The sequence below is a fragment of the Streptococcus cristatus ATCC 51100 genome (genome assembly GCF_011612585.1).
In the GTDB taxonomy this organism is placed as follows: Bacteria; Bacillota; Bacilli; order Lactobacillales; family Streptococcaceae; genus Streptococcus; species Streptococcus cristatus_H.
Genome location: NZ_CP050133.1, coordinates 629,360 through 649,452 on the forward strand (window position 1 = coordinate 629,360; position 20,093 = coordinate 649,452).

The following is a 20,093-nucleotide window of genomic DNA, read 5'->3' on the forward strand; positions in this document are numbered from 1 at the left end:
TATTTGTTTATTAGAGAAGGCAGCAAAAATCAGGATACTCCTTCTGATCAATTTAAAATATGATATAATGTAGCTAAGAAATGGGGGTAGCTATGAATTTTAAAAGAGTAATAACCTTTTTAACCATGCTTGTGGCTGTTATAGCTTTGACAGCTTGCTATTATCCAAGGAAAAGAGTTCCTAGGTCTGAAGCCTCTTCTGTCCAAAAGGTGAAAATACCAAAGAAATCAGAATCGACGAAAGCTACAGGCTCCAGTCAGCAAGAAAAATCAAAGAGTAGCCAGACCTCATCATCTAGTGCTCCAGCTTCTGAGAGTAAGGCGACAAGTTCGCCAGATGAAGTAACGGATGGTTTGCCTCAAGATGCACAGTCTGCCAATAAAGACAAGATCTATGCAACAGGTAATGCCAAGGTGTATTATCGTTCTTTTGAAGGAGGATTTAGTGCTCAAACGCCTGATTTCAAAGGCTATACAGAGGAGCAAGTCAAAAAGGTTCTTGGCGAGCCAGAGGCCGTCATAAAGGATCCGAATTACATTAAGGACACTTTTAAAGCTCAGGAGTTAGAAAATATAAAAGAGCTCTATCGAGGTCAGCATGTGACGGAAGAGCAGGCAAAAGCTTTCTATGTAACAGCAGCGGATATTGCACAGGCAGCTAGCTTGAACCAAGACCATCAGTTGGAGAGTGACTATATTTTATATAGCTATAAGCAACATAAAATTAATCTGATTTTCTCTAAAGGAGAGTTGTATTATATGACTCCCAATCCTGATTATCTTTATTTTAAATAATCTTGGAAAATTCTTGCGCTAGTTTACTAGGCTTGCTATAATAGCTAAAACGAAATGAGAAGGAGCAAGGATGAAAGCTTATACAAATGTCAATCTGGTGACCTGTGACAGCGCATTTCATGTTTATTGGGAAGGTTTACTTGTGGTTGAGGATGAACGCATTGCCTACTGTGGTCCCTATGACGAGGCCTGGCTAGAACAGTGCAGCGAGCTGGTGGATTATGAAGGAGCATGGATCATGCCAGGGCTGGTCAACTGCCATACGCACTCAGCCATGACCTTGCTGCGTGGGATTCGTGATGACAGCAATCTACATGAATGGCTGGAGGATTATATCTGGCCAGCAGAAAGCCAATTCACATCGGCTCTAACAACCAAAGCTGTCCAGCTGGCTCTAGCTGAAATGCTCCAATCGGGAACAACGACTTTTAACGATATGTATAATCCTCAAGGGGTGGAGATTGACCGAATCTATGAGACTGTGCGGCAGTCTGGTATGCGCTGCTATTTCTCACCAACCCTCTTTAGCTCAGAGTCGGAAACAGCCGAAGAGACTCTGGCACGTACTCGGGCCATTATTGAGGAAATCCTCGCTTATGAAGATGAAGATTTTAAGGTCATGGTGGCGCCGCATTCGCCCTATGCCTGTGACGAAGATCTACTCAAGGGCAGTCTTGAGCTAGCTCGTGAGCTGGATTTGAAGCTTCATATCCATGTGGCAGAGACTCAGGAAGAAAATAAAATCATCCTGGAGCGCTATGGTAAACGGCCTTTGGCTTTCTTGAAAGAGCTTGGCTACTTGGAGCAGCCAGCCATTTTTGCTCACGGGGTTGAGCTCAATCCGTCAGAGATTGCGGATTTAGCGGCTTCTCCAGTCAGCATCGCCCACAATCCTATCAGCAACCTCAAGCTGGCTTCTGGTGTGGCTCCAGTGACAGACTTACTAGCCGCTGTGGTGACCGTTGGCTTAGCGACGGACTCTGTCGCTTCTAATAATAATCTGGACATGTTTGAAGAAGGTCGGACAGCAGCCCTCCTCCAGAAGATGCGAGCAGGAGATGCGACCCAGTTTACGATCGAGCAGGCCTTGAAAGCTTTGACCATTGAAGGAGCCAAGGCACTAGGATTGGATAACAAAATTGGCAGTCTGGAAGCGGGCAAGCAAGCCGATTTCATTGCCATTCAGCCTAAGGGACGACTTCACCTCTATCCTTTGGAAAATATGCTGTCGCACCTAGTATACGCAGTCAAGGGTAGCGATGTTCAGGATGTCTACATTGCTGGGCAGCAGGTTGTCCGAGACGGCCAAGTGCTGACCGTTGATCTAGAATCGTTCCGTTAAACATAAAAGCCGAGTTTGTCTCGGCTTTTATACTAATCAGAAGAGCTCTTTTCACTTTCTGCTGGCTAACAGTTTCTTTGTCAAAGAAAAACTCTGGGTTACCCCAGAGTTAGTAATAGATTTAAGCTTTCTTTGATTTAGAAATATAGAATAATTGTAGGACGATACCAAGGAGTGCCATACCAATAACGATGTAGAAAGCCATTGAATAGTCTCCCTTGTTTGCTTGAGCAAGTCGAGCTCCCAACTGTGGTCCGGCAATAGCTGCAACACCATAGGCCGTGAACATCCAGCCGTAGTTTGTACCGACGTTGGCCACGCCCCAATTTTCGGCTGTAATACCTGGGAAAGATCCAAGGAAGCCACCGAAGGATAGGGCGACAAGCATGACGCCTAAGATTGCAAGGATGCTTCCCTCCCCTTTAAAGAGAGCGGTCAGCGCCAAGCCACCAGCGACGGCGCCAAACATGGCGATTACAGTAGGGTAGCGCCCGATTTTGTCCGATACAGCTCCCCAGAAGATTCGTCCAAAAGTATTGGCAATAGAAACCAGCATAACGAATAGAGTGGCTTCTCCAACTAGTTTATATTGGTCAGAGATAGACGCTGCTGAACCGATAATCATCATACCACCAGTAGCACCTAAAATGTAGATGAGCCACAGCAACCAGAAGTTGCCTTCGCGTAGCATTTCTTTGTGAGTTTTTCCTGTCGGTGAAGAACTTCCTGCTGCTGGAGCAGCTACTGGAGCTTTTTCCATGACAAGAGAAGAGCAGCAGATAACGACAAGTAGGGCAATTCCCAGAACTTTAAATGTAGAATAAACGCCCATTGAAGCGATGAGAGTTTTGGCAAGTGGTCCGATGATTAGTGGTCCAAGTCCAAAGCCAGCAGCGGTTAAACCACCCGCGAGCCCTTTTTTATCAGGGAACCATTTGGTAGCGACAGAAGTTGAAGCGCCATAGGCTGATCCGATACCGAGACCAAGGACAACCCCGTAGGTTAAGTAGAGTACAGGAAGAGAAGTTGCAAATCCTGTAGCAAACATACCAGCACCAAAGAGAATGCCTCCTAGAAAGACAAATTTCTTAGGGCCTAATGAATCGACTTTAGGTCCGAAAATAATCATGCCGATTGGCACCATTGCAAAAGAGATACTGAAGGCTAGAGAGGTTTGAGCTTGCACCCATCCTTGGCTAGCATTGGCTTCCAGCAGCGCTTTTTGAAAAACAGACCAGGCGTATCCAGCACCTAAAGAAAGGTTGGTTAAGATAGCTGCTGCTAAAATGAACCAGCGATTTGGTGTTTTTTTCATAATGATATCCTCATTTATATATTTTTTCTAAAAAGTGATAGAAAACCAGCTGTACCCAAATAGTTGTCCTGCATGTTTCCTGCAAGGCAGGTAAAATAGCAGAAGTTTGGCTACAGAATTTCTTACTATAAAACTGATATATTAAAATTAAGCGCTTACATATTTGTTAACATCTCTATCATATCGTGCTTTGAGGCAAAAATCTACTTAATTAAAATGAATAAGTCTATTAGGCAGATTAATATTTTTCCTTATTTACAATCATTCTTAATAGAAAATCTATGTTTGTCATGATATAATGGAAATAAGCTAGAATGAATGTGGATGGAGTATAGAGAAGATGAATGAAGAGTATGAAAAGAATTACCAGGAAGTAATTGAACATCTGAGGCTGAAAGGTGTTCGAATCACAGAGACGAGAAAGGCCGTGATTGCTTTTATCATCAGCAGTCATGACCACCCTAGCACAGAGATGATTTACCAAGCCCTCTTGCCTGAATTTCCCAATATGAGCTTGGCGACTGTTTATAACAACCTAAAAGTGTTGATTGATGAGGGCTTTGTATCTGAGCTCAAAGTCCGAAATGACACGACGACCTATTATGATTTTATGGGGCATCAGCACCTCAATGTCATTTGTGAAAAATGTGGTCGGATTGCGGATATGGACTTGGATTTGCCAGACGTTCAGCAGGAAGCAGCAGAGCAGACCGGTTATCAAATCACCAAGAGTCAGATGGTCGTTTATGGTATTTGTCCAGAGTGCGCCCAGCAAGAACAAGTGGCTAGCTAGAAGTCTTGAGTGAGAATTAATTTTTTCAAAAGTCTGAGCAAGTGGAAAATTTCACAAATATCTCACTGAGACTAGATTTTTGAGAGAAAATTTTGTAAAATAGAATAGATAAACGGGGCAAACCCCGGAAAATAAAAGGAGAATCCATCTAATGGTAAAATTGGTTTTTGCTCGCCATGGTGAGTCTGAATGGAACAAAGCTAACCTTTTCACTGGTTGGGCTGATGTAGATCTTTCTGAAAAAGGGACACAACAAGCAATCGACGCTGGTAAATTGATCAAAGAAGCAGGTATCGAATTTGACCAAGCTTACACTTCAGTTTTGAAACGTGCGATCAAAACAACAAACTTGGCGCTTGAAGCAGCTGACCAACTTTGGGTTCCAGTTGAAAAATCATGGCGCTTGAACGAACGTCACTACGGTGGTTTGACTGGTAAAAACAAGGCTGAAGCTGCTGAACAATTTGGTGATGAGCAAGTTCACATCTGGCGTCGTTCATACGATGTATTGCCTCCAAACATGGACCGTGATGATGAGCACTCAGCTCACACTGACCGTCGTTACGCTTCACTTGACGATTCAGTTATTCCAGATGCTGAAAACTTGAAAGTAACTTTGGAACGTGCCCTTCCATTCTGGGAAGATAAAATCGCTCCAGCACTTAAAGATGGTAAAAATGTATTCGTAGGAGCTCACGGTAACTCAATCCGTGCCCTTGTAAAACACATCAAACGCTTGTCAGACGACGAAATCATGGACGTGGAAATCCCTAACTTCCCACCATTGGTATTCGAATTCGACGAAAAATTGAACGTAGTTGCTGAATACTACCTTGGAAAATAATTGATGATAGAGCTCTGCCTAGCAGGGCTTTTTCTCATTATTGGAGAAAAATTCGGCTCTTTTCTACCATTTGTCAAGTCTATCAAGGCTTTAAGTAAAAAAAGAGATAAGACAGTAGCTATTCTGAGGTTACTGTCTTATTTTTAACACTTTTTGATCCATAAAAGGGCATGCTAAAAAACACCTTATCTGGTATTTTTGAAACAAGGTGTTACCATAATACGGCATAGACAGCCTTATCGATTTTGGGTCAAAGAATAATCGTAAAGTTTGTTATGCGTAATGAGGTAATACATTGTTCGAATGAGACGATGTATAGAGGCAATCGTAAGTGGCTTAGTTGAAGCTATTGTCGATTGTCTTTTTCGTTTCTCATAAAAGTCAGCGATATGGCAGGGATTGGTATGACTAGCTGAAGCGATGTTGTGAATGCACTTGAACAAGATTTTTCTGGCATAGGGATTACCTCGTTTAGTGATGTGTTCCTTAGCGAGAAAGTTCCTAGATTCATAGTGTCTCAGGTCAATGCCAATAAAAGCATTGAATTGATTGGTAGACTGAAAGCGATGAATATCTCCCAATTCGCCAATGATAGATGTCGCTGTGGTTTCTGCGATGCTAGGAATTGACCGTAAGATGTCATACTCTGGTAAAGGCTGAGCTAGAGCTACCATGTCGTTTAAGACAACTTGTCTGCGTTCAGAAAGACGAAGCAATTCTTGAGCATAGTAGCGAACCTCTTCAAGCATTGGAGAGGTTTTCTTGACCGCACAAAAAGATTGTTTAGCGAGTGAGATAGCTGAGCCTTACCTTGATGAGCATATTGCCCAGCGCTGGTCTGATCTGGTTCGATCGGCTCAGACCAACTAAGTAGGATTCAGAAAGAAAGGCATAACCACTATGATTTGTTTGTTTGACCGCTATGATCAAGCAAGTTTTGATTTGTTACGTTCATTAAAAGCAACAGGACTTGATTGTCCTGTTGTTGTTGTACAAGACGATGGCTATCTTTCACCAGATGTCGAGTCTCCTTACAGTTATTTTACAGGAGATTTGGACACACCAGAGGGCCGTCCAATTTATTTTAATCTTGTCCCCAAACCGCATCTATGGGAGATTCGCTCTAGCAATGTAAATGGCGAAATCTTGGATATGGGCAAGAAGCGTGCGAATATTTTCTATCGCCAACCGACACATGAAAGACGTGTGCGGGCTGTCGAATGGTTGGATACAGAGGGGCAAGTCCGAGCGGCAGATATCTACAATCGCAAAGGACGGCTTTTTGCACAAATAACCTACGACCAGACACAACGTCCGACCCATACTCGTTATTTTGACCAGAGCAATGTCGTGGTCATTATGGAAAATCATCTGACTGGTGATATCATCTTGACACTTGAAGGAAAGCGTCATATTTTTAAATCTAAACAAGAATTTGTCGTCTTTTATCTGCAATATCGTGGATATGATACAGATCGTATTATTTATAATTCTCTAGCAACCCCCTTCTTGGTGGCCTACGCTCTTCGTCCTAAAAATGGTCGTGCAGAAGATGTTCTTTTCTGGCAGGAGCCTATCGGAGAAGCCTTACCTGGAAATATGAAAGTAGCTATGAAAATGCCTCATCGCAATATCCGCATCGCTGTTCAGGACAGGCAGGTATATGAGAAAATTCAAAGCTTGGCAACACCGGAAGAAAAAGTCTATTTCCACAATATTGGTTATATTTATGATTACCAACGTCTTAATAATATGAATCCAGAAGCCTTGATTTTGACCAATAGTGATCAGCTTGAGCAAATAGAGCAGCTCTTGACTCAGCTGCCAAATGTACATTTCCATATTGGAGCCATCACAGAAATGTCTGGCCATTTGATGGGGCTCAATCGTTATCCGAATGTTTCGCTTTATCCAAATATTCGTCCGGCAAAGGTTGCAGAGCTTTTTGAGAGATGTGACTTGTATCTAGATATCAATATCAGCGATGAAATTCTTAATGCTTGTCGCACAGCTTTTGAGAACAACATGTTGATTCTCAGTTTCACAAATACTTGTCATAGCCGTCGATTTATTGCGGATGATCACATTTACGCACCAGAAAATGTCTCAGGCATGGTGGATAAGATTCAAAGTGCCCTTGCCCATTCATCAGAGATGGAAGCAGCACTTACTAGACAGAAACAGGCTGCTAATCAAGCTAGTTTGGAGCAATATAAGGCCATTATTTAACCAGATACATGAGAACTTGCTTTCGATGAGGGCAAGTTCCTTTATGCAGATTTAGTAAGGGAGGACAATCATGCCAGAGAAGCAAAAGGGAATTCTGCAGGAACATATCAACGAGCAACTAGATAATCGTAGGAGACCGTTGAAAAGAGAGAAGCAAGAGTTTAGTATGATTGCAGTGTTAGGTGGCATTCTCTTTCTTATCACCCTCTTGGTCACAATCATCATGCAGTTGGGACACTTTTTCTAGGATTTTTTCTGGATGGAGGAGGTCTCTGGAAAAGATGAACCTTGACGAGCAAATCGTCAAGGTTTTTTTGCCTCTATCTAATTGAACTAGTGTGAAAGGGGGGAGTAGAGGTTCAAAAGATAATAAAACGCTTTCAACAATTTGAAGCTTAAAAGCGGATTTTCTGAAAAAATTAGCTATTTTCATTTGTTATTTTACATATAATTACTTGAAAAAGGGAATCCGTTTTGGTAAAATGATGAGTGGTATATACTGGATAAAAACGGCTGGTATATCCCAGATGGAATCTGCTTTTTCTGAGTCAAAGGGATAAAAACTGAAACTGACTGCAACTTTTATTAACTCTGGTTTTGGGAGGCAGCGCAATCTACACTTTGTTAATGGTCATGAGATTAACAAAGGGTCGCAATTGGATAAAAGAAAGGAATCGAATGTTTCGAAGTAAAAAATTTAACAAAGATTTCGAGATCGTAGATGAGAAAAAGCGTTATAAGCTTTACAAGTCGGGTAAAAACTGGGTAAAAGCCTCGAATTCTCAATTGGATCTCTTCCGTATCGGTGGGATGGGCGAAGTTGTCTCTAGTACCCTGTCAGACACTGAAGAACTTGATCACGCATACCTTAGTTTTAACACGCTAGCGGGTATAGGGGGAATCCTGGCCGCGGGGGCTGCAGGATTTGTGATGACTCAAGAGCAAACTGTTTATGCGGATGAAACATCTGAGTATACAGAAAAGGATAAAACAGTCATCGCAGCTGAACCGAAAGCGGCTGAAACAAGTGCCAACTCAATCATCGCTCAAGCGCAAGCAGAAGTAAAGAAAGCTCAAGCAGAACAAGCATCTGCAACAGCTTCTGTATCAGTCAGTCAATCTGTTGAGGATCAAGCGAGTGCGAGTCAGTCAGTTTCAGTCAGTCAATCTGCCTCAGCAAGTCAGTCAGCTTCAGTCAGTCAATCTGCCTCAGCAAGTCAATCAGCATCAGCTCCTACATCAGTCTCAGCAAGTGCAAAAGCATCTGCATCAGTAAGCTCTACACCATCAGAATCAGCAAGCGCTCAAGCACCTGCCTCTGTAGTTGAGAGTGCATCAGTTGTTAGCGAACCATCAGCTCAGGCTTCTGTGTCTACCTCAGCTTCTGCATCGCTCAACCTTAAGGTCAACCCTGAGGTAAGTCTTGTATCAGGTAGTGCTAACCAAAGTTTGGCAAGTGCAGCTCTTAGCACAAGCCAAGCAGCAACGACAAGCAACAATATCGCAGCTGGTGTGATAGCGGATAAGAACCAAGCCCAAGGCAAGGATACAACCAAGCAAGCTGAGAAAAACCAAAAGGTAGACAATACTGTAGCGACTGCACCAAAGACAGGGTATTCTGGATTTAGAGCAAATCCGATCGATACTGGATCAAAAGAACCTTTCTTTCTAAATACCGATCCATATAGCATCAACTCTCCAGAAACAAGTGGTCGTTTAAATAGACAACGGGTCTTTCTGGGACGAGCAGGTGTTCCTTTCTCGGTAACATATTACATGCATAAGTCTCAATTTGATGCGGACGAATATCCTTACGGTTCATATAAGGATAGTGAGTTTGCAGGACTTTCTGCAAGAACAACTCTAGAGACTCGAAACTGGCAAGAAGCACAAGAGAAATATAATATTACCTCGGAAACAGGTCGTGTGGAAGTGGCTCCTGGACGTTATATTCCATATGTAACTTTCAAGAGTGATAATCCAAAAGCATTTAATAGTAGTGTCAATCTGGATGTGACCTTTGATGGACGTAGCTTTCCTCAAACCAGCATATTCATGAACCTTACTACTACTCAGTTTAAGGGACCTGCTGTAACGTATGATGCTGAAGGGAAACAAGAAGCACTGGCTCCTCTTGCAAAATATAAAGTAGGCGATAGAGTTAATGAAACTTTATATTTCCATAATGATAAACAGTATAGATATGAGCAAGATGCTAAAAATTCTATGCTTTTGTACACTGGTAATGGTGGTACAACCAAATATAGTGGCTTGAGGTATGTTACAGGGGTGGAAAGGCGTGCTGATTTCACCTATGTTCCAAAACTCACTATTACAGGGACGGTTTTAACTGAAAATCCTAATGTACTCGTCAGACAGACTAATGGATCGGGAGGTAAGGATGCTGACTTCTTTACCTATCTAGGCCGTCCAGAAGAAGTTGTAACTGAGGCTGCGCAGGAGTCAATTATCAACAAGAGCAAAGACTCACTAATTCCTTCCCCTGAACCACTAGTTCCTGAGCTTGAAGTCGGTAAACGAGTTAATGAAACTTTATATGTTCATGATGGTAATAACAAAGGAGATAAGTCTGTTGGCTCTTGGCAAAGTTCTTACCTTGCAGATCAAGCGGTTGAACTGATTCATGGTAAGAAAGAACTAGAAGCTCTTGGATTAACAGTTACTACTAAAAGCAATGAACCAGGGGCTGGTAAAACTGGCTATATCCCATCTATCCAAATTTCTGGAACGCCTACTGGAACAGGAACTGTAACACTCAAATATAAGATCACTGACGAAGCGGGACAGCTTAACTTTAAGGACATTCAAGTAAATGTTAAAGAAAGCGGATCCCTTAGCCAATCAGTTTCAGCTTCTGTATCTGCAAGTCAAAGTGCTTCAGCATCTATCTCAGCAAGCATCAGTGCGAGCCACTCAGCATCAAGCTCAGTAAATGCTAGCCAAAGTGCATCAGCAAGCCAATCAGCCAGCGCATCCGTATCAGCTAGTCAAAGTGCTTCAACCTCAGTAAGCGCGAGCCACTCTGCGTCAATTAGTTCGAGCCAAAGCGCTTCAGCATCTATCTCAGTAAGCATCAGTGCTAGCCACTCAGCATCTGTATCAGCTAGCCAAAGCACTTCAGCATCAGTAAGCTCAAGTCAATCAGCTTCAGCTTCTGTAAGTGCAAGTCAATCAGCTAGCGCATCAGTATCTGTAAGTCAATCAGCTTCAGCTTCTGTAAGTGCAAGTCAATCAGCTAGCGCATCAGTATCTGTAAGTCAATCAGCTTCAGCATCTGTATCAGCTAGCCAAAGCACTTCAGCGTCAGTATCTGCAAGTCAATCAGCTTCAGCATCTGTATCAGCTAGCCAAAGCGCGTCAGCATCAGTAAGCTCAAGTCACTCAGCTAGCGCATCAGTATCTGTAAGTCAATCAGCTTCAGCATCAGTAAGTGCTAGTCACTCAGCATCTGTATCAGCTAGCCAAAGCGCATCAGTTTCTGTATCTGCAAGCCAAAGTGCTTCAACCTCAGTAAGCGCGAGCCACTCTGAGTCAATTAGTGCGAGCCAAAGTGCTTCAGCCTCTATCTCAGCAAGCATCAGTGCTAGCCAATCAGCCTCTGTATCAGCTAGTCAATCAGCTTCAGCGTCTGTATCTGCAAGTCAAAGTACTTCAGCATCAGTAAGCGCAAGCCAAAGTGCCTCAGCTTCAGCATCTAACAACCAGAACTCAGCGTCTATCTCAGTAAGCGCGAGCCACTCTGCGTCAATTAGTGCGAGCCAAAGTGCTTCAGCCTCTATCTCAGCAAGCATCAGTGCTAGCCAATCAGCTTCAGCGTCTGTATCTGCAAGTCAAAGTACTTCAGCATCAGTAAGCGCAAGCCAAAGTGCCTCAGCTTCAGCATCTAACAACCAGAACTCAGCGTCTATCTCAGTAAGCGCGAGCCAGTCTGCGTCAATTAGTGCGAGCCAAAGTGCTTCAGCATCTATCTCAGCAAGCATCAGTGCTAGCCAATCAGCCTCTGTATCAGCTAGTCAATCAGCTTCAGCGTCAGTATCTGCAAGTCAAAGTACTTCAGCATCAGTAAGCGCAAGCCAAAGTGCCTCAGCTTCAGCATCTAACAACCAGAACTCAGCGTCTATCTCAGTAAGCGCGAGCCAGTCTGCGTCAATTAGTGCGAGCCAAAGCACTTCAGCATCAGTAAGTGCTAGTCAATCAGCTTCAGTATCAGCTAGCCAATCAGCCTCTGTATCAGCTAGTCAATCAGCTTCAGCGTCTGTATCTGCAAGTCAAAGTACTTCAGCATCAGTAAGCGCAAGCCAAAGTGCTTCAGCTTCAGCATCTAACAACCAGAACTCAGCGTCTATCTCAGTAAGCGCGAGCCAGTCTGCGTCAATTAGTGCGAGCCAAAGTGCTTCAGCATCTATCTCAGCAAGCATCAGTGCTAGCCAATCAGCCTCTGTATCAGCTAGTCAATCAGCTTCAGCGTCAGTATCTGCAAGTCAAAGTACTTCAGCATCAGTAAGCGCAAGCCAAAGTGCCTCAGCTTCAGCATCTAACAACCAGAACTCAGCGTCTATCTCAGTAAGCGCGAGCCAGTCTGCGTCAATTAGTGCGAGCCAAAGCACTTCAGCATCAGTAAGTGCTAGTCAATCAGCTTCAGTATCAGCTAGCCAATCAGCCTCTGTATCAGCTAGTCAATCAGCTTCAGCGTCTGTATCTGCAAGTCAAAGTACTTCAGCATCAGTAAGCGCAAGCCAAAGTGCTTCAGCTTCAGCATCTAACAACCAGAACTCAGCGTCTATCTCAGTAAGCGCGAGCCACTCTGCGTCAATTAGTGCGAGCCAAAGCACTTCAGCATCTATCTCAGCAAGCATCAGTGCTAGCCAATCAGCCTCTGTATCAGCTAGTCAATCAGCTTCAGCTTCTGTATCTGCAAGTCAAAGTACTTCAGCATCAGTAAGCGCAAGCCAAAGTGTCTCAGCTTCAGCATCTAACAACCAGAACTCAGCGTCTATCTCAGTAAGCGCGAGCCACTCTGCGTCAATTAGTGCGAGCCAAAGCACTTCAGCATCTATCTCAGCAAGCATCAGTGCTAGCCAATCAGCCTCTGTATCAGCTAGTCAATCAGCTTCAGCATCTGTATCTGCAAGTCAAAGTACTTCAGCATCAGTAAGCGCAAGCCAAAGTGCCTCAGCTTCAGCATCTAACAACCAGAACTCAGCGTCTATCTCAGCAAGCATCAGTGCTAGCCAATCAGCCTCTGTATCAGCTAGTCAATCAGCTTCAGCTTCTGTATCTGCAAGTCAAAGTACTTCAGCATCAGTAAGCGCAAGCCAAAGTGTCTCAGCTTCAGCATCTAACAACCAGAACTCAGCGTCTATCTCAGTAAGCGCGAGCCACTCTGCGTCAATTAGTGCGAGCCAAAGCACTTCAGCATCTATCTCAGCAAGCATCAGTGCTAGCCAATCAGCCTCTGTATCAGCTAGTCAATCAGCTTCAGCATCTGTATCTGCAAGTCAAAGTACTTCAGCATCAGTAAGCGCAAGCCAAAGTGCCTCAGCTTCAGCATCTAACAACCAGAACTCAGCGTCTATCTCAGTAAGCGCGAGCCAGTCTGCGTCAATTAGTGCGAGCCAAAGTGCTTCAGCCTCTATCTCAGCAAGCATCAGTGCTAGCCAATCAGCCTCTGTATCAGCTAGTCAATCAGCTTCAGCGTCTGTATCTGCAAGTCAAAGTACTTCAGCATCAGTAAGCGCAAGCCAAAGTGCCTCAGCTTCAGCATCTAACAACCAGAACTCAGCGTCTATCTCAGTAAGCGCGAGCCACTCTGCGTCAATTAGTGCGAGCCAAAGTGCTTCAGCCTCTATCTCAGCAAGCATCAGTGCTAGCCAATCAGCCTCTGTATCAGCTAGTCAATCAGCTTCAGCGTCTGTATCTGCAAGTCAAAGTACTTCAGCATCAGTAAGCGCAAGCCAAAGTGCCTCAGCTTCAGCATCTAACAACCAGAACTCAGCGTCTATCTCAGTAAGCGCGAGCCAATCTGCGTCAATTAGTGCGAGCCAAAGTGCTTCAGCCTCTATCTCAGCAAGCATCAGTGCTAGCCAATCAGCCTCTGTATCAGCTAGTCAATCAGCTTCAGCGTCAGTATCTGCAAGTCAAAGTACTTCAGCATCAGTAAGCGCAAGCCAAAGTGCCTCAGCTTCAGCATCTAACAACCAGAACTCAGCGTCTATCTCAGTAAGCGCGAGCCAGTCTGCGTCAATTAGTGCGAGCCAAAGCACTTCAGCATCAGTAAGTGCTAGTCAATCAGCTTCAGTATCAGCTAGCCAATCAGCCTCTGTATCAGCTAGTCAATCAGCTTCAGCGTCTGTATCTGCAAGTCAAAGTACTTCAGCATCAGTAAGCGCAAGCCAAAGTGCTTCAGCTTCAGCATCTAACAACCAGAACTCAGCGTCTATCTCAGTAAGCGCGAGCCACTCTGCGTCAATTAGTGCGAGCCAAAGCACTTCAGCATCTATCTCAGCAAGCATCAGTGCTAGCCAATCAGCCTCTGTATCAGCTAGTCAATCAGCTTCAGCTTCTGTATCTGCAAGTCAAAGTACTTCAGCATCAGTAAGCGCAAGCCAAAGTGTCTCAGCTTCAGCATCTAACAACCAGAACTCAGCGTCTATCTCAGTAAGCGCGAGCCACTCTGCGTCAATTAGTGCGAGCCAAAGCACTTCAGCATCTATCTCAGCAAGCATCAGTGCTAGCCAATCAGCCTCTGTATCAGCTAGTCAATCAGCTTCAGCATCTGTATCTGCAAGTCAAAGTACTTCAGCATCAGTAAGCGCAAGCCAAAGTGCCTCAGCTTCAGCATCTAACAACCAGAACTCAGCGTCTATCTCAGCAAGCATCAGTGCTAGCCAATCAGCCTCTGTATCAGCTAGTCAATCAGCTTCAGCTTCTGTATCTGCAAGTCAAAGTACTTCAGCATCAGTAAGCGCAAGCCAAAGTGTCTCAGCTTCAGCATCTAACAACCAGAACTCAGCGTCTATCTCAGTAAGCGCGAGCCACTCTGCGTCAATTAGTGCGAGCCAAAGCACTTCAGCATCTATCTCAGCAAGCATCAGTGCTAGCCAATCAGCCTCTGTATCAGCTAGTCAATCAGCTTCAGCATCTGTATCTGCAAGTCAAAGTACTTCAGCATCAGTAAGCGCAAGCCAAAGTGCCTCAGCTTCAGCATCTAACAACCAGAACTCAGCGTCTATCTCAGTAAGCGCGAGCCAGTCTGCGTCAATTAGTGCGAGCCAAAGTGCTTCAGCCTCTATCTCAGCAAGCATCAGTGCTAGCCAATCAGCCTCTGTATCAGCTAGTCAATCAGCTTCAGCGTCTGTATCTGCAAGTCAAAGTACTTCAGCATCAGTAAGCGCAAGCCAAAGTGCCTCAGCTTCAGCATCTAACAACCAGAACTCAGCGTCTATCTCAGTAAGCGCGAGCCACTCTGCGTCAATTAGTGCGAGCCAAAGTGCTTCAGCCTCTATCTCAGCAAGCATCAGTGCTAGCCAATCAGCCTCTGTATCAGCTAGTCAATCAGCTTCAGCGTCTGTATCTGCAAGTCAAAGTACTTCAGCATCAGTAAGCGCAAGCCAAAGTGCCTCAGCTTCAGCATCTAACAACCAGAACTCAGCGTCTATCTCAGTAAGCGCGAGCCAATCTGCGTCAATTAGTGCGAGCCAAAGTGCTTCAGCCTCTATCTCAGCAAGCATCAGTGCTAGCCAATCAGCCTCTGTATCAGCTAGTCAATCAGCTTCAGCGTCAGTATCTGCAAGTCAAAGTACTTCAGCATCAGTAAGCGCAAGCCAAAGTGCCTCAGCTTCAGCATCTAACAACCAGAACTCAGCGTCTATCTCAGTAAGCGCGAGCCAGTCTGCGTCAATTAGTGCGAGCCAAAGTGCTTCAGCATCTATCTCAGCAAGCATCAGTGCTAGCCAATCAGCCTCTGTATCAGCTAGTCAATCAGCTTCAGCGTCTGTATCTGCAAGTCAAAGTACTTCAGCATCAGTAAGCGCAAGCCAAAGTGCCTCAGCTTCAGCATCTAACAACCAGAACTCAGCGTCTATCTCAGTAAGCGCGAGCCAGTCTGCGTCAATTAGTGCGAGCCAAAGTGCTTCAGCATCTATCTCAGCAAGCATCAGTGCTAGCCAATCAGCCTCTGTATCAGCTAGTCAATCAGCTTCAGCGTCAGTATCTGCAAGTCAAAGTACTTCAGCATCTGAATCAGCAAGCACAAGCATGAGCAACAGCGTGTCCGCCTCAATCAGTGCATCTGAATCAGTAAGCACAAGCATGAGCAACAGCGTGTCTGCTTCAATCAGTGCTTCAGTATCAGCAAGCACAAGCATGAGCAACAGCGTGTCTGCCTCAATCAGTGCAAGCCAATCAGCAAGCACAAGCATGAGCAACAGCGTGTCTGCCTCAATCAGTGCTTCAGTATCAGCAAGCACAAGCATGAGCAACAGCGTGTCTGCTTCAATCAGTGCTTCAGTATCAGCAAGCACAAGCATGAGCAACAGCGTGTCTGCTTCAATCAGTGCTTCAGTATCAGCAAGCACAAGCATGAGCAACAGCGTGTCTGCTTCAATCAGTGCTTCAGTATCAGCAAGCACAAGCATGAGTAACAGCGTGTCTGCCTCAATCAGTGCATCTGAATCAGCAAGCACAAGCATGAGCAACAGCGTGTCTGCTTCAATCAGTGCTTCAGTATCAGCAAGCACAAGCATGAGCAACAGCGTGTCTGCTTCAATCAGTGCTTCAGTATCAGCAAGCACAAGCATGAGCAACAGCGTGTCTGCTTCAATTAGTGCATCTGAATCAGCAAGCACAAGCATGAGCAACAGCGTGTCTGCTTCAATCAGTGCTTCAGTATCAGCAAGCACAAGCATGAGTAACAGCGTGTCTGCCTCAATCAGTGCATCTGAATCAGCAAGCACAAGCATGAGCAACAGCGTGTCTGCTTCAATTAGTGCATCTGAATCGGCAAGCACAAGCATGAGTAACAGCGTGTCTGCCTCAATCAGTGCAAGCCAATCAGCAAGCGCGTCAGTATCTGCAAGTCAAAGTACTTCAGCATCTGAATCAGCAAGCACAAGCATGAGCAACAGCGTGTCAGCGTCAATCAGTGCTAGCCAATCAGTAAGCACAAGCATGAGCAACAGCGTATCAGCGTCAATCAGTGCCTCAGTATCAGCAAGCACAAGCATGAGCAACAGCGTGTCTGCTTCAATCAGTGCTTCAGCATCAGCAAGCACAAGCTTGAGTAACAGCGTATCAGCGTCAATCAGTGCTTCAGCATCAGCAAGCACAAGCATGAGTAACAGCGTGTCAGCATCAATCAGTGCATCTGAATCAGCAAGCACAAGCTTGAGCAACAGCGTGTCTGCCTCAATCAGTGCAAGCCAATCAGCAAGCGCGTCAGTATCTGCAAGTCAAAGTACTTCAGCATCTGTATCAGCTAGCCAATCAGCAAGCACAAGCATGAGCAACAGCGTGTCTGCCTCAATCAGTGCAAGCCAATCAGCAAGCACAAGCATGAGCAACAGCGTGTCTGCCTCAATCAGTGCTTCAGTATCAGCAAGCACAAGCATGAGCAACAGCGTGTCTGCTTCAATCAGTGCTTCAGTATCAGCAAGCACAAGCATGAGCAACAGCGTGTCTGCTTCAATCAGTGCTTCAGTATCAGCAAGCACAAGCATGAGCAACAGCGTGTCTGCTTCAATCAGTGCTTCAGTATCAGCAAGCACAAGCATGAGTAACAGCGTGTCTGCCTCAATCAGTGCATCTGAATCAGCAAGCACAAGCATGAGCAACAGCGTGTCTGCTTCAATCAGTGCTTCAGTATCAGCAAGCACAAGCATGAGCAACAGCGTGTCTGCTTCAATCAGTGCTTCAGTATCAGCAAGCACAAGCATGAGCAACAGCGTGTCTGCTTCAATTAGTGCATCTGAATCAGCAAGCACAAGCATGAGCAACAGCGTGTCTGCTTCAATCAGTGCTTCAGTATCAGCAAGCACAAGCATGAGCAATAGCGTGTCTGCTTCAATTAGTGCATCTGAATCAGTAAGCACAAGCATGAGCAACAGCGTGTCTGCTTCAATCAGTGCTTCAGTATCAGCAAGCACAAGCATGAGTAACAGCGTGTCAGCCTCAATCAGTGCATCTATCTCAGCAAGCACAAGCATGAGCAATAGCGTGTCAGCCTCAATCAGTGCTTCAGTATCAGCAAGCACAAGCATGAGCAACAGCGTGTCTACTTCAATCAGTGCATCTGAATCAGCAAGCACAAGCATGAGCAACAGCGTGTCTGCTTCAATCAGTGCATCTGAATCAGTAAGCAACAACTCAAGTAGTACTTCAGTTTCAACAAGTACTTCAGTAAGCTTGAGTAACAGCGTAAGTACATCTACATCACTTAGCAATAGCGTTTCAAACAGTTTGAGTACAAGTGCGTTACAACAATCTAACTCATTCAGCTATAGTAAGGGTGAGCCAACAAGCGAATCTAAGCCAGAGTTTAACCTTCCTAGCTACCTTGAATCTGTAAGTGCAAGTGAGTCAGTCTCAACAAGCACAAGCATGAGTGACAGCGCAAGTACCTCAGCTAGCTTGTCCGACAGTGCTTCAATCTCAAGTGCTACAAATCACTCTCAAGCACCTAAGCCACAGCCTGCACAACCAGGACAAGTCAAAGTTACTCCAAACGCTAAGGCTTTACCAAATACAGGAACTGCAAGTAACCAATTTGCTGGTCTTGGATTAGGAGTAGCTGCCTTGGTAACTGCCTCTCTTCTTGGTAAGAAGAAGAGATCAGCAGCTTCTGAAATGGATTTAGAAGACTAAGTTCCAAAAATCGGCTACAATGAAATTTTGTTGATATCATTTTAGCGATGAAAATAAGAACCCCGGATGGCTCAAGGCTATCTGGGGTTTTTCGGCTCTTTTCTACCATTTGTCAAGTCTATCAAGGCTTTAAGTAAAAAAAGAGATAAGACAGTAGCTATTCTGAGGTTACTGTCTTATTTTTAACACTTTTTGATCCATAAAAGGGCATGCTAAAAAACACCTTATCTGGTATTTTTGAAACAAGGTGTTACCATAATACGGCATAGACAGCCTTATCGATTTTGGGTCAAAGAATAATCGTAAAGTTTGTTATGCGTAATGAGGTAATACATTGTTCGAATGAGACGATGTATAGAGGCAATCGTAAGTGGCTTAGTTGAAGCTATTGTCGATTGTCTTTTTCGTTTCTCATAAAAGTCAGCGATATGGCAGGGATTGGTATGACTAGCTGAAGCGATGTTGTGAATGCACTTGAACAAGATTTTTCTGGCATAGGGATTACCTCGTTTAGTGATGTGTTCCTTAGCGAGAAAGTTCCTAGATTCATAGTGTCTCAGGTCAATGCCAATAAAAGCATTGAATTGATTGGTAGACTGAAAGCGATGAATATCTCCCAATTCGCCAATGATAGATGTCGCTGTGGTTTCTGCGATGCCAGGAATTGACCGTAAGATGTCATACTCTGGTAAAGGCTGAGCTAGAGCTACCATATCGTTTAAGACAACTTGTCTGCGTTCAGAAAGACGAAGCAATTCTTGAGCATAGTAGCGAACCTCTTCAAGCATTGGAGAGGTTTTCTTGACCGCACAAAAAGATTGTTTAGCGAGTTTTATCAGTTTATCAGTCAGGTAAGCAATACGCTTTTCAGAGATGCGTTTGGAGGTAGATTGACGGATAATCTCATACAAGTCACTTTGAGATAGGCTTAATACAAACTCTTTACATGGAAAAGCTATCACTAAGTTCCAATATTGCTCTCCAGTTGGTGTGGATAAGAGATTTTCCAATTCAGGAAAGGTGACTTGTAGGACCTTGTGCAGACGGTTTTTAGCTCGAACAAGATCTTCAGTCATATTTTGATAGAAACGGCTTAAATCACGCAGGTGTTGATAAACTTCTTCCTGCACGTAAGTTGGTTTACGATTGTGCACAAGCTGAGATTTAGCCAACTTTTCAGCGTCAATTTTATCTGTTTTACGAACTCGCAGACTGTCCAATTGCTAGCCGTATATAAGCGTAACCAGATTCCTCAAGAAAGGCCTGAAGACGCCGAGAATAGACGCCTGTGGCCTCAAATATAATCTCAGGGTTATGAACAGTTTTCAAGTCCCCCAACAGGCGATTGAATCCAATGGCATCATTGAGTATGGTGTAGCCATGAACCTTCTCACCGTTGACTAAAATTGCCACCTCAGAACTTGTTTTACTTACATCCATTCCAAATACTGCACGCATGACATTACCTCTTTTGTCTTGAATAATTCCATGTTTTAGTGATTTTATTTTCAATACGCGACGTTTAGCGTCCCACATACTTTGATCAAACTCCACCTAAAACAAGGTGTCTTGCCAATTTGTCAAGCGACGTCTAGCGCCATAGAGCCCTACGACTTTACAAGACACCACTACTTTAACATAAAGAAAAAGTAGTGAGTACTCTCTTCCGTCGGAGATTTCTTCACTACTAATCTTAGTATGTTTGTCAACTGTAGTGGGTTGTTGAAAAGTTACAACCTGGAGAGGACCAAATTTGTTCTCTCCTTTTTGATATTCAAAGCGACGAGAATTCTAGTTTTAAAGTTGTCAAAGTTCCGAAAGCTAAAAGCGTTGCGTTTGAGTAGGTAAGATCTAAGGCGTTTATAATTTTAGATCCATAATTCCTACAGTGGTTT

Annotated in this window: 35 protein-coding genes and 3 pseudogenes; 9 read left to right on the forward strand and 29 right to left on the reverse strand. The window is 44.3% G+C overall.

Annotated features, from left to right (window positions below; all coding sequences use genetic code 11):
• Positions 1-92: 92 nt before the first annotated feature.
• Both HBA50_RS03195 and HBA50_RS03200 read left to right on the forward strand, forming a co-directional pair.
• Positions 93-794, forward strand: coding sequence for a DUF4947 domain-containing protein (locus HBA50_RS03195; RefSeq protein WP_045498442.1), 702 nt, complete (start codon positions 93-95; stop codon positions 792-794).
• Between the two features lie 70 nt (positions 795-864).
• On the forward strand, positions 865-2,136 hold the full coding sequence (locus HBA50_RS03200; protein ID WP_045498445.1) for a TRZ/ATZ family protein: 1,272 nt from the start codon (positions 865-867) through the stop codon (positions 2,134-2,136).
• A 121-nt stretch (positions 2,137-2,257) separates the two neighbouring features.
• Here the strand turns inward: HBA50_RS03200 and HBA50_RS03205 are convergent, their stop codons facing one another.
• Positions 2,258-3,451 (reverse strand): L-lactate MFS transporter, encoded by a 1,194-nt coding sequence (locus HBA50_RS03205; protein ID WP_005589531.1) that lies wholly within the window; start codon positions 3,449-3,451, stop codon positions 2,258-2,260.
• A gap of 340 nt (positions 3,452-3,791) precedes the next feature.
• On the opposite strand from HBA50_RS03205, the gene HBA50_RS03210 reads away from it, so the two are divergent.
• Both HBA50_RS03210 and HBA50_RS03215 read left to right on the forward strand, forming a co-directional pair.
• Positions 3,792-4,244, forward strand: coding sequence for a peroxide-responsive transcriptional repressor PerR (locus HBA50_RS03210; protein ID WP_166492630.1), 453 nt, complete (start codon positions 3,792-3,794; stop codon positions 4,242-4,244).
• Between the two features lie 151 nt (positions 4,245-4,395).
• Positions 4,396-5,088 carry a phosphoglycerate mutase gene (locus HBA50_RS03215; RefSeq protein WP_045498451.1) on the forward strand — a complete coding sequence of 231 codons (693 nt, stop codon included), beginning with the start codon at positions 4,396-4,398 and terminating at the stop codon, positions 5,086-5,088.
• A gap of 236 nt (positions 5,089-5,324) precedes the next feature.
• Here HBA50_RS03215 and HBA50_RS03220 read toward each other — a convergent pair.
• Positions 5,325-5,885, reverse strand: a pseudogene (locus HBA50_RS03220) (transposase); the annotation flags it as partial.
• A gap of 103 nt (positions 5,886-5,988) precedes the next feature.
• Here HBA50_RS03220 and gtfB point away from each other — a divergent pair.
• From gtfB to HBA50_RS10225, 4 genes and pseudogenes are all read left to right on the forward strand, one after another.
• Entirely contained in the window at positions 5,989-7,317 is a 1,329-nt protein-coding gene (gtfB, locus tag HBA50_RS03225; RefSeq protein ID WP_045498456.1) for an accessory Sec system glycosylation chaperone GtfB, read from the forward strand.
• Positions 7,318-7,387: 70 nt separating this feature from the next.
• Positions 7,388-7,564 (forward strand): hypothetical protein, encoded by a 177-nt coding sequence (locus HBA50_RS03230; RefSeq protein WP_045498459.1) that lies wholly within the window; start codon positions 7,388-7,390, stop codon positions 7,562-7,564.
• 431 nt (positions 7,565-7,995) lie between these two features.
• Positions 7,996-8,097: pseudogene (locus HBA50_RS10525) on the forward strand (KxYKxGKxW signal peptide domain-containing protein); the annotation flags it as partial.
• A 343-nt stretch (positions 8,098-8,440) separates the two neighbouring features.
• Complete coding sequence (locus HBA50_RS10225) at positions 8,441-8,593, forward strand: hypothetical protein (protein WP_243746228.1); 153 nt, start codon at positions 8,441-8,443, stop codon at positions 8,591-8,593.
• Positions 8,594-8,675: 82 nt separating this feature from the next.
• On the opposite strand, the gene HBA50_RS10230 is transcribed toward HBA50_RS10225, so the two are convergent.
• From HBA50_RS10230 to HBA50_RS10335, 26 genes are all read right to left on the reverse strand, one after another.
• Positions 8,676-9,008, reverse strand: a complete 333-nt coding sequence (locus tag HBA50_RS10230) for a hypothetical protein (protein ID WP_243746229.1) — start codon at positions 9,006-9,008, stop codon at positions 8,676-8,678.
• Between the two features lie 1,317 nt (positions 9,009-10,325).
• Positions 10,326-10,454, reverse strand: a complete 129-nt coding sequence (locus HBA50_RS10465; RefSeq protein WP_279539037.1) for a hypothetical protein — start codon at positions 10,452-10,454, stop codon at positions 10,326-10,328.
• A 321-nt stretch (positions 10,455-10,775) separates the two neighbouring features.
• Positions 10,776-10,916 (reverse strand): hypothetical protein, encoded by a 141-nt coding sequence (locus HBA50_RS10235; RefSeq protein ID WP_243746230.1) that lies wholly within the window; start codon positions 10,914-10,916, stop codon positions 10,776-10,778.
• 63 nt (positions 10,917-10,979) lie between these two features.
• Positions 10,980-11,129, reverse strand: coding sequence for a hypothetical protein (locus HBA50_RS10240; RefSeq protein WP_243746231.1), 150 nt, complete (start codon positions 11,127-11,129; stop codon positions 10,980-10,982).
• 39 nt (positions 11,130-11,168) lie between these two features.
• Positions 11,169-11,318: a hypothetical protein gene (locus HBA50_RS10245; protein WP_243746232.1), complete on the reverse strand. Its 150-nt coding sequence runs from the start codon at positions 11,316-11,318 to the stop codon at positions 11,169-11,171.
• Positions 11,319-11,381: 63 nt separating this feature from the next.
• Positions 11,382-11,507, reverse strand: a complete 126-nt coding sequence (locus HBA50_RS10470) for a hypothetical protein (RefSeq protein ID WP_005589548.1) — start codon at positions 11,505-11,507, stop codon at positions 11,382-11,384.
• 99 nt (positions 11,508-11,606) lie between these two features.
• On the reverse strand, positions 11,607-11,756 hold the full coding sequence (locus HBA50_RS10250; protein ID WP_243746232.1) for a hypothetical protein: 150 nt from the start codon (positions 11,754-11,756) through the stop codon (positions 11,607-11,609).
• 63 nt (positions 11,757-11,819) lie between these two features.
• A complete protein-coding gene (locus HBA50_RS10475) occupies positions 11,820-11,945 on the reverse strand; it encodes a hypothetical protein (protein WP_005589548.1) in 126 nt (41 codons plus the stop codon).
• Positions 11,946-12,044: 99 nt separating this feature from the next.
• A complete protein-coding gene (locus HBA50_RS10255; RefSeq protein WP_243746233.1) occupies positions 12,045-12,194 on the reverse strand; it encodes a hypothetical protein in 150 nt (49 codons plus the stop codon).
• A gap of 63 nt (positions 12,195-12,257) precedes the next feature.
• Complete coding sequence (locus tag HBA50_RS10260) at positions 12,258-12,407, reverse strand: hypothetical protein (RefSeq protein WP_243746234.1); 150 nt, start codon at positions 12,405-12,407, stop codon at positions 12,258-12,260.
• A gap of 216 nt (positions 12,408-12,623) precedes the next feature.
• A complete protein-coding gene (locus tag HBA50_RS10265; RefSeq protein WP_243746234.1) occupies positions 12,624-12,773 on the reverse strand; it encodes a hypothetical protein in 150 nt (49 codons plus the stop codon).
• Between the two features lie 63 nt (positions 12,774-12,836).
• A complete protein-coding gene (locus tag HBA50_RS10270) occupies positions 12,837-12,986 on the reverse strand; it encodes a hypothetical protein (protein WP_243746235.1) in 150 nt (49 codons plus the stop codon).
• A gap of 63 nt (positions 12,987-13,049) precedes the next feature.
• Positions 13,050-13,199: a hypothetical protein gene (locus tag HBA50_RS10275; RefSeq protein ID WP_243746231.1), complete on the reverse strand. Its 150-nt coding sequence runs from the start codon at positions 13,197-13,199 to the stop codon at positions 13,050-13,052.
• Between the two features lie 63 nt (positions 13,200-13,262).
• A complete protein-coding gene (locus HBA50_RS10280; RefSeq protein WP_243746235.1) occupies positions 13,263-13,412 on the reverse strand; it encodes a hypothetical protein in 150 nt (49 codons plus the stop codon).
• Between the two features lie 63 nt (positions 13,413-13,475).
• Complete coding sequence (locus HBA50_RS10480) at positions 13,476-13,601, reverse strand: hypothetical protein (protein ID WP_005589548.1); 126 nt, start codon at positions 13,599-13,601, stop codon at positions 13,476-13,478.
• 99 nt (positions 13,602-13,700) lie between these two features.
• Positions 13,701-13,850 carry a hypothetical protein gene (locus tag HBA50_RS10285; protein WP_243746233.1) on the reverse strand — a complete coding sequence of 50 codons (150 nt, stop codon included), beginning with the start codon at positions 13,848-13,850 and terminating at the stop codon, positions 13,701-13,703.
• Positions 13,851-13,913: 63 nt separating this feature from the next.
• On the reverse strand, positions 13,914-14,063 hold the full coding sequence (locus HBA50_RS10290; protein ID WP_243746234.1) for a hypothetical protein: 150 nt from the start codon (positions 14,061-14,063) through the stop codon (positions 13,914-13,916).
• Between the two features lie 216 nt (positions 14,064-14,279).
• A complete protein-coding gene (locus HBA50_RS10295; RefSeq protein WP_243746234.1) occupies positions 14,280-14,429 on the reverse strand; it encodes a hypothetical protein in 150 nt (49 codons plus the stop codon).
• A 63-nt stretch (positions 14,430-14,492) separates the two neighbouring features.
• Positions 14,493-14,642: a hypothetical protein gene (locus HBA50_RS10300; protein WP_243746235.1), complete on the reverse strand. Its 150-nt coding sequence runs from the start codon at positions 14,640-14,642 to the stop codon at positions 14,493-14,495.
• 63 nt (positions 14,643-14,705) lie between these two features.
• Positions 14,706-14,855 carry a hypothetical protein gene (locus HBA50_RS10305; RefSeq protein ID WP_243746231.1) on the reverse strand — a complete coding sequence of 50 codons (150 nt, stop codon included), beginning with the start codon at positions 14,853-14,855 and terminating at the stop codon, positions 14,706-14,708.
• A 63-nt stretch (positions 14,856-14,918) separates the two neighbouring features.
• The gene (locus HBA50_RS10310; protein ID WP_243746235.1) at positions 14,919-15,068 is read right to left on the reverse strand and encodes a hypothetical protein; all 150 of its coding nucleotides are present in this window, start codon (positions 15,066-15,068) and stop codon (positions 14,919-14,921) included.
• 63 nt (positions 15,069-15,131) lie between these two features.
• Complete coding sequence (locus HBA50_RS10315; protein WP_243746232.1) at positions 15,132-15,281, reverse strand: hypothetical protein; 150 nt, start codon at positions 15,279-15,281, stop codon at positions 15,132-15,134.
• A 63-nt stretch (positions 15,282-15,344) separates the two neighbouring features.
• The gene (locus HBA50_RS10320) at positions 15,345-15,494 is read right to left on the reverse strand and encodes a hypothetical protein (RefSeq protein ID WP_243746232.1); all 150 of its coding nucleotides are present in this window, start codon (positions 15,492-15,494) and stop codon (positions 15,345-15,347) included.
• Positions 15,495-15,557: 63 nt separating this feature from the next.
• Positions 15,558-16,352, reverse strand: coding sequence for a hypothetical protein (locus tag HBA50_RS10325; protein WP_243746236.1), 795 nt, complete (start codon positions 16,350-16,352; stop codon positions 15,558-15,560).
• A 63-nt stretch (positions 16,353-16,415) separates the two neighbouring features.
• Positions 16,416-16,718: a hypothetical protein gene (locus HBA50_RS10330; RefSeq protein ID WP_243746237.1), complete on the reverse strand. Its 303-nt coding sequence runs from the start codon at positions 16,716-16,718 to the stop codon at positions 16,416-16,418.
• Positions 16,719-16,787: 69 nt separating this feature from the next.
• On the reverse strand, positions 16,788-17,777 hold the full coding sequence (locus tag HBA50_RS10335) for a hypothetical protein (protein ID WP_243746238.1): 990 nt from the start codon (positions 17,775-17,777) through the stop codon (positions 16,788-16,790).
• 16 nt (positions 17,778-17,793) lie between these two features.
• On the opposite strand from HBA50_RS10335, the gene HBA50_RS10340 reads away from it, so the two are divergent.
• The gene (locus tag HBA50_RS10340) at positions 17,794-18,198 is read left to right on the forward strand and encodes an LPXTG cell wall anchor domain-containing protein (protein WP_235285277.1); all 405 of its coding nucleotides are present in this window, start codon (positions 17,794-17,796) and stop codon (positions 18,196-18,198) included.
• A gap of 275 nt (positions 18,199-18,473) precedes the next feature.
• On the opposite strand, the pseudogene HBA50_RS03240 reads toward HBA50_RS10340, so the two are convergent.
• Positions 18,474-19,656, reverse strand: a pseudogene (locus HBA50_RS03240) (IS110 family RNA-guided transposase).
• Positions 19,657-20,093 lie beyond the last annotated feature (437 nt).

Bases quoted from the DNA above. Each gene is read 5' to 3' on its own strand.
- HBA50_RS10260 (WP_243746234.1), bottom strand. From the start codon at position 12,407: ATGCTTGCTGAGATAGATGCTGAAGTGCTTTGGCTCGCACTAATTGAC.
- HBA50_RS10235 (WP_243746230.1), bottom strand. From the start codon at position 10,916: ATGCTTGCTGAGATAGAGGCTGAAGCACTTTGGCTCGCACTAATTGAC.
- HBA50_RS03230 (WP_045498459.1), top strand. From the start codon at position 7,388: ATGCCAGAGAAGCAAAAGGGAATTCTGCAGGAACATATCAACGAGCAA.
- HBA50_RS10240 (WP_243746231.1), bottom strand. From the start codon at position 11,129: ATGCTTGCTGAGATAGAGGCTGAAGCACTTTGGCTCGCACTAATTGAC.
- HBA50_RS10270 (WP_243746235.1), bottom strand. From the start codon at position 12,986: ATGCTTGCTGAGATAGAGGCTGAAGCACTTTGGCTCGCACTAATTGAC.
- HBA50_RS03205 (WP_005589531.1), bottom strand. From the start codon at position 3,451: ATGAAAAAAACACCAAATCGCTGGTTCATTTTAGCAGCAGCTATCTTA.
- HBA50_RS10315 (WP_243746232.1), bottom strand. From the start codon at position 15,281: ATGCTTGCTGAGATAGATGCTGAAGCACTTTGGCTCGCACTAATTGAC.
- HBA50_RS03210 (WP_166492630.1), top strand. From the start codon at position 3,792: ATGAATGAAGAGTATGAAAAGAATTACCAGGAAGTAATTGAACATCTG.
- HBA50_RS10255 (WP_243746233.1), bottom strand. From the start codon at position 12,194: ATGCTTGCTGAGATAGATGCTGAAGTGCTTTGGCTCGCACTAATTGAC.
- HBA50_RS10310 (WP_243746235.1), bottom strand. From the start codon at position 15,068: ATGCTTGCTGAGATAGAGGCTGAAGCACTTTGGCTCGCACTAATTGAC.
- HBA50_RS10325 (WP_243746236.1), bottom strand. From the start codon at position 16,352: ATGCTTGTGCTTGCCGATTCAGATGCACTAATTGAAGCAGACACGCTG.
- gtfB (WP_045498456.1), top strand. From the start codon at position 5,989: ATGATTTGTTTGTTTGACCGCTATGATCAAGCAAGTTTTGATTTGTTA.
- HBA50_RS10275 (WP_243746231.1), bottom strand. From the start codon at position 13,199: ATGCTTGCTGAGATAGAGGCTGAAGCACTTTGGCTCGCACTAATTGAC.
- HBA50_RS10265 (WP_243746234.1), bottom strand. From the start codon at position 12,773: ATGCTTGCTGAGATAGATGCTGAAGTGCTTTGGCTCGCACTAATTGAC.
- HBA50_RS10320 (WP_243746232.1), bottom strand. From the start codon at position 15,494: ATGCTTGCTGAGATAGATGCTGAAGCACTTTGGCTCGCACTAATTGAC.
- HBA50_RS10230 (WP_243746229.1), bottom strand. From the start codon at position 9,008: ATGCTATATGGATCGGTATTTAGAAAGAAAGGTTCTTTTGATCCAGTA.
- HBA50_RS10245 (WP_243746232.1), bottom strand. From the start codon at position 11,318: ATGCTTGCTGAGATAGATGCTGAAGCACTTTGGCTCGCACTAATTGAC.
- HBA50_RS10250 (WP_243746232.1), bottom strand. From the start codon at position 11,756: ATGCTTGCTGAGATAGATGCTGAAGCACTTTGGCTCGCACTAATTGAC.
- HBA50_RS10290 (WP_243746234.1), bottom strand. From the start codon at position 14,063: ATGCTTGCTGAGATAGATGCTGAAGTGCTTTGGCTCGCACTAATTGAC.
- HBA50_RS10280 (WP_243746235.1), bottom strand. From the start codon at position 13,412: ATGCTTGCTGAGATAGAGGCTGAAGCACTTTGGCTCGCACTAATTGAC.
- HBA50_RS03215 (WP_045498451.1), top strand. From the start codon at position 4,396: ATGGTAAAATTGGTTTTTGCTCGCCATGGTGAGTCTGAATGGAACAAA.
- HBA50_RS10285 (WP_243746233.1), bottom strand. From the start codon at position 13,850: ATGCTTGCTGAGATAGATGCTGAAGTGCTTTGGCTCGCACTAATTGAC.
- HBA50_RS10300 (WP_243746235.1), bottom strand. From the start codon at position 14,642: ATGCTTGCTGAGATAGAGGCTGAAGCACTTTGGCTCGCACTAATTGAC.
- HBA50_RS10295 (WP_243746234.1), bottom strand. From the start codon at position 14,429: ATGCTTGCTGAGATAGATGCTGAAGTGCTTTGGCTCGCACTAATTGAC.
- HBA50_RS03200 (WP_045498445.1), top strand. From the start codon at position 865: ATGAAAGCTTATACAAATGTCAATCTGGTGACCTGTGACAGCGCATTT.
- HBA50_RS03195 (WP_045498442.1), top strand. From the start codon at position 93: ATGAATTTTAAAAGAGTAATAACCTTTTTAACCATGCTTGTGGCTGTT.
- HBA50_RS10305 (WP_243746231.1), bottom strand. From the start codon at position 14,855: ATGCTTGCTGAGATAGAGGCTGAAGCACTTTGGCTCGCACTAATTGAC.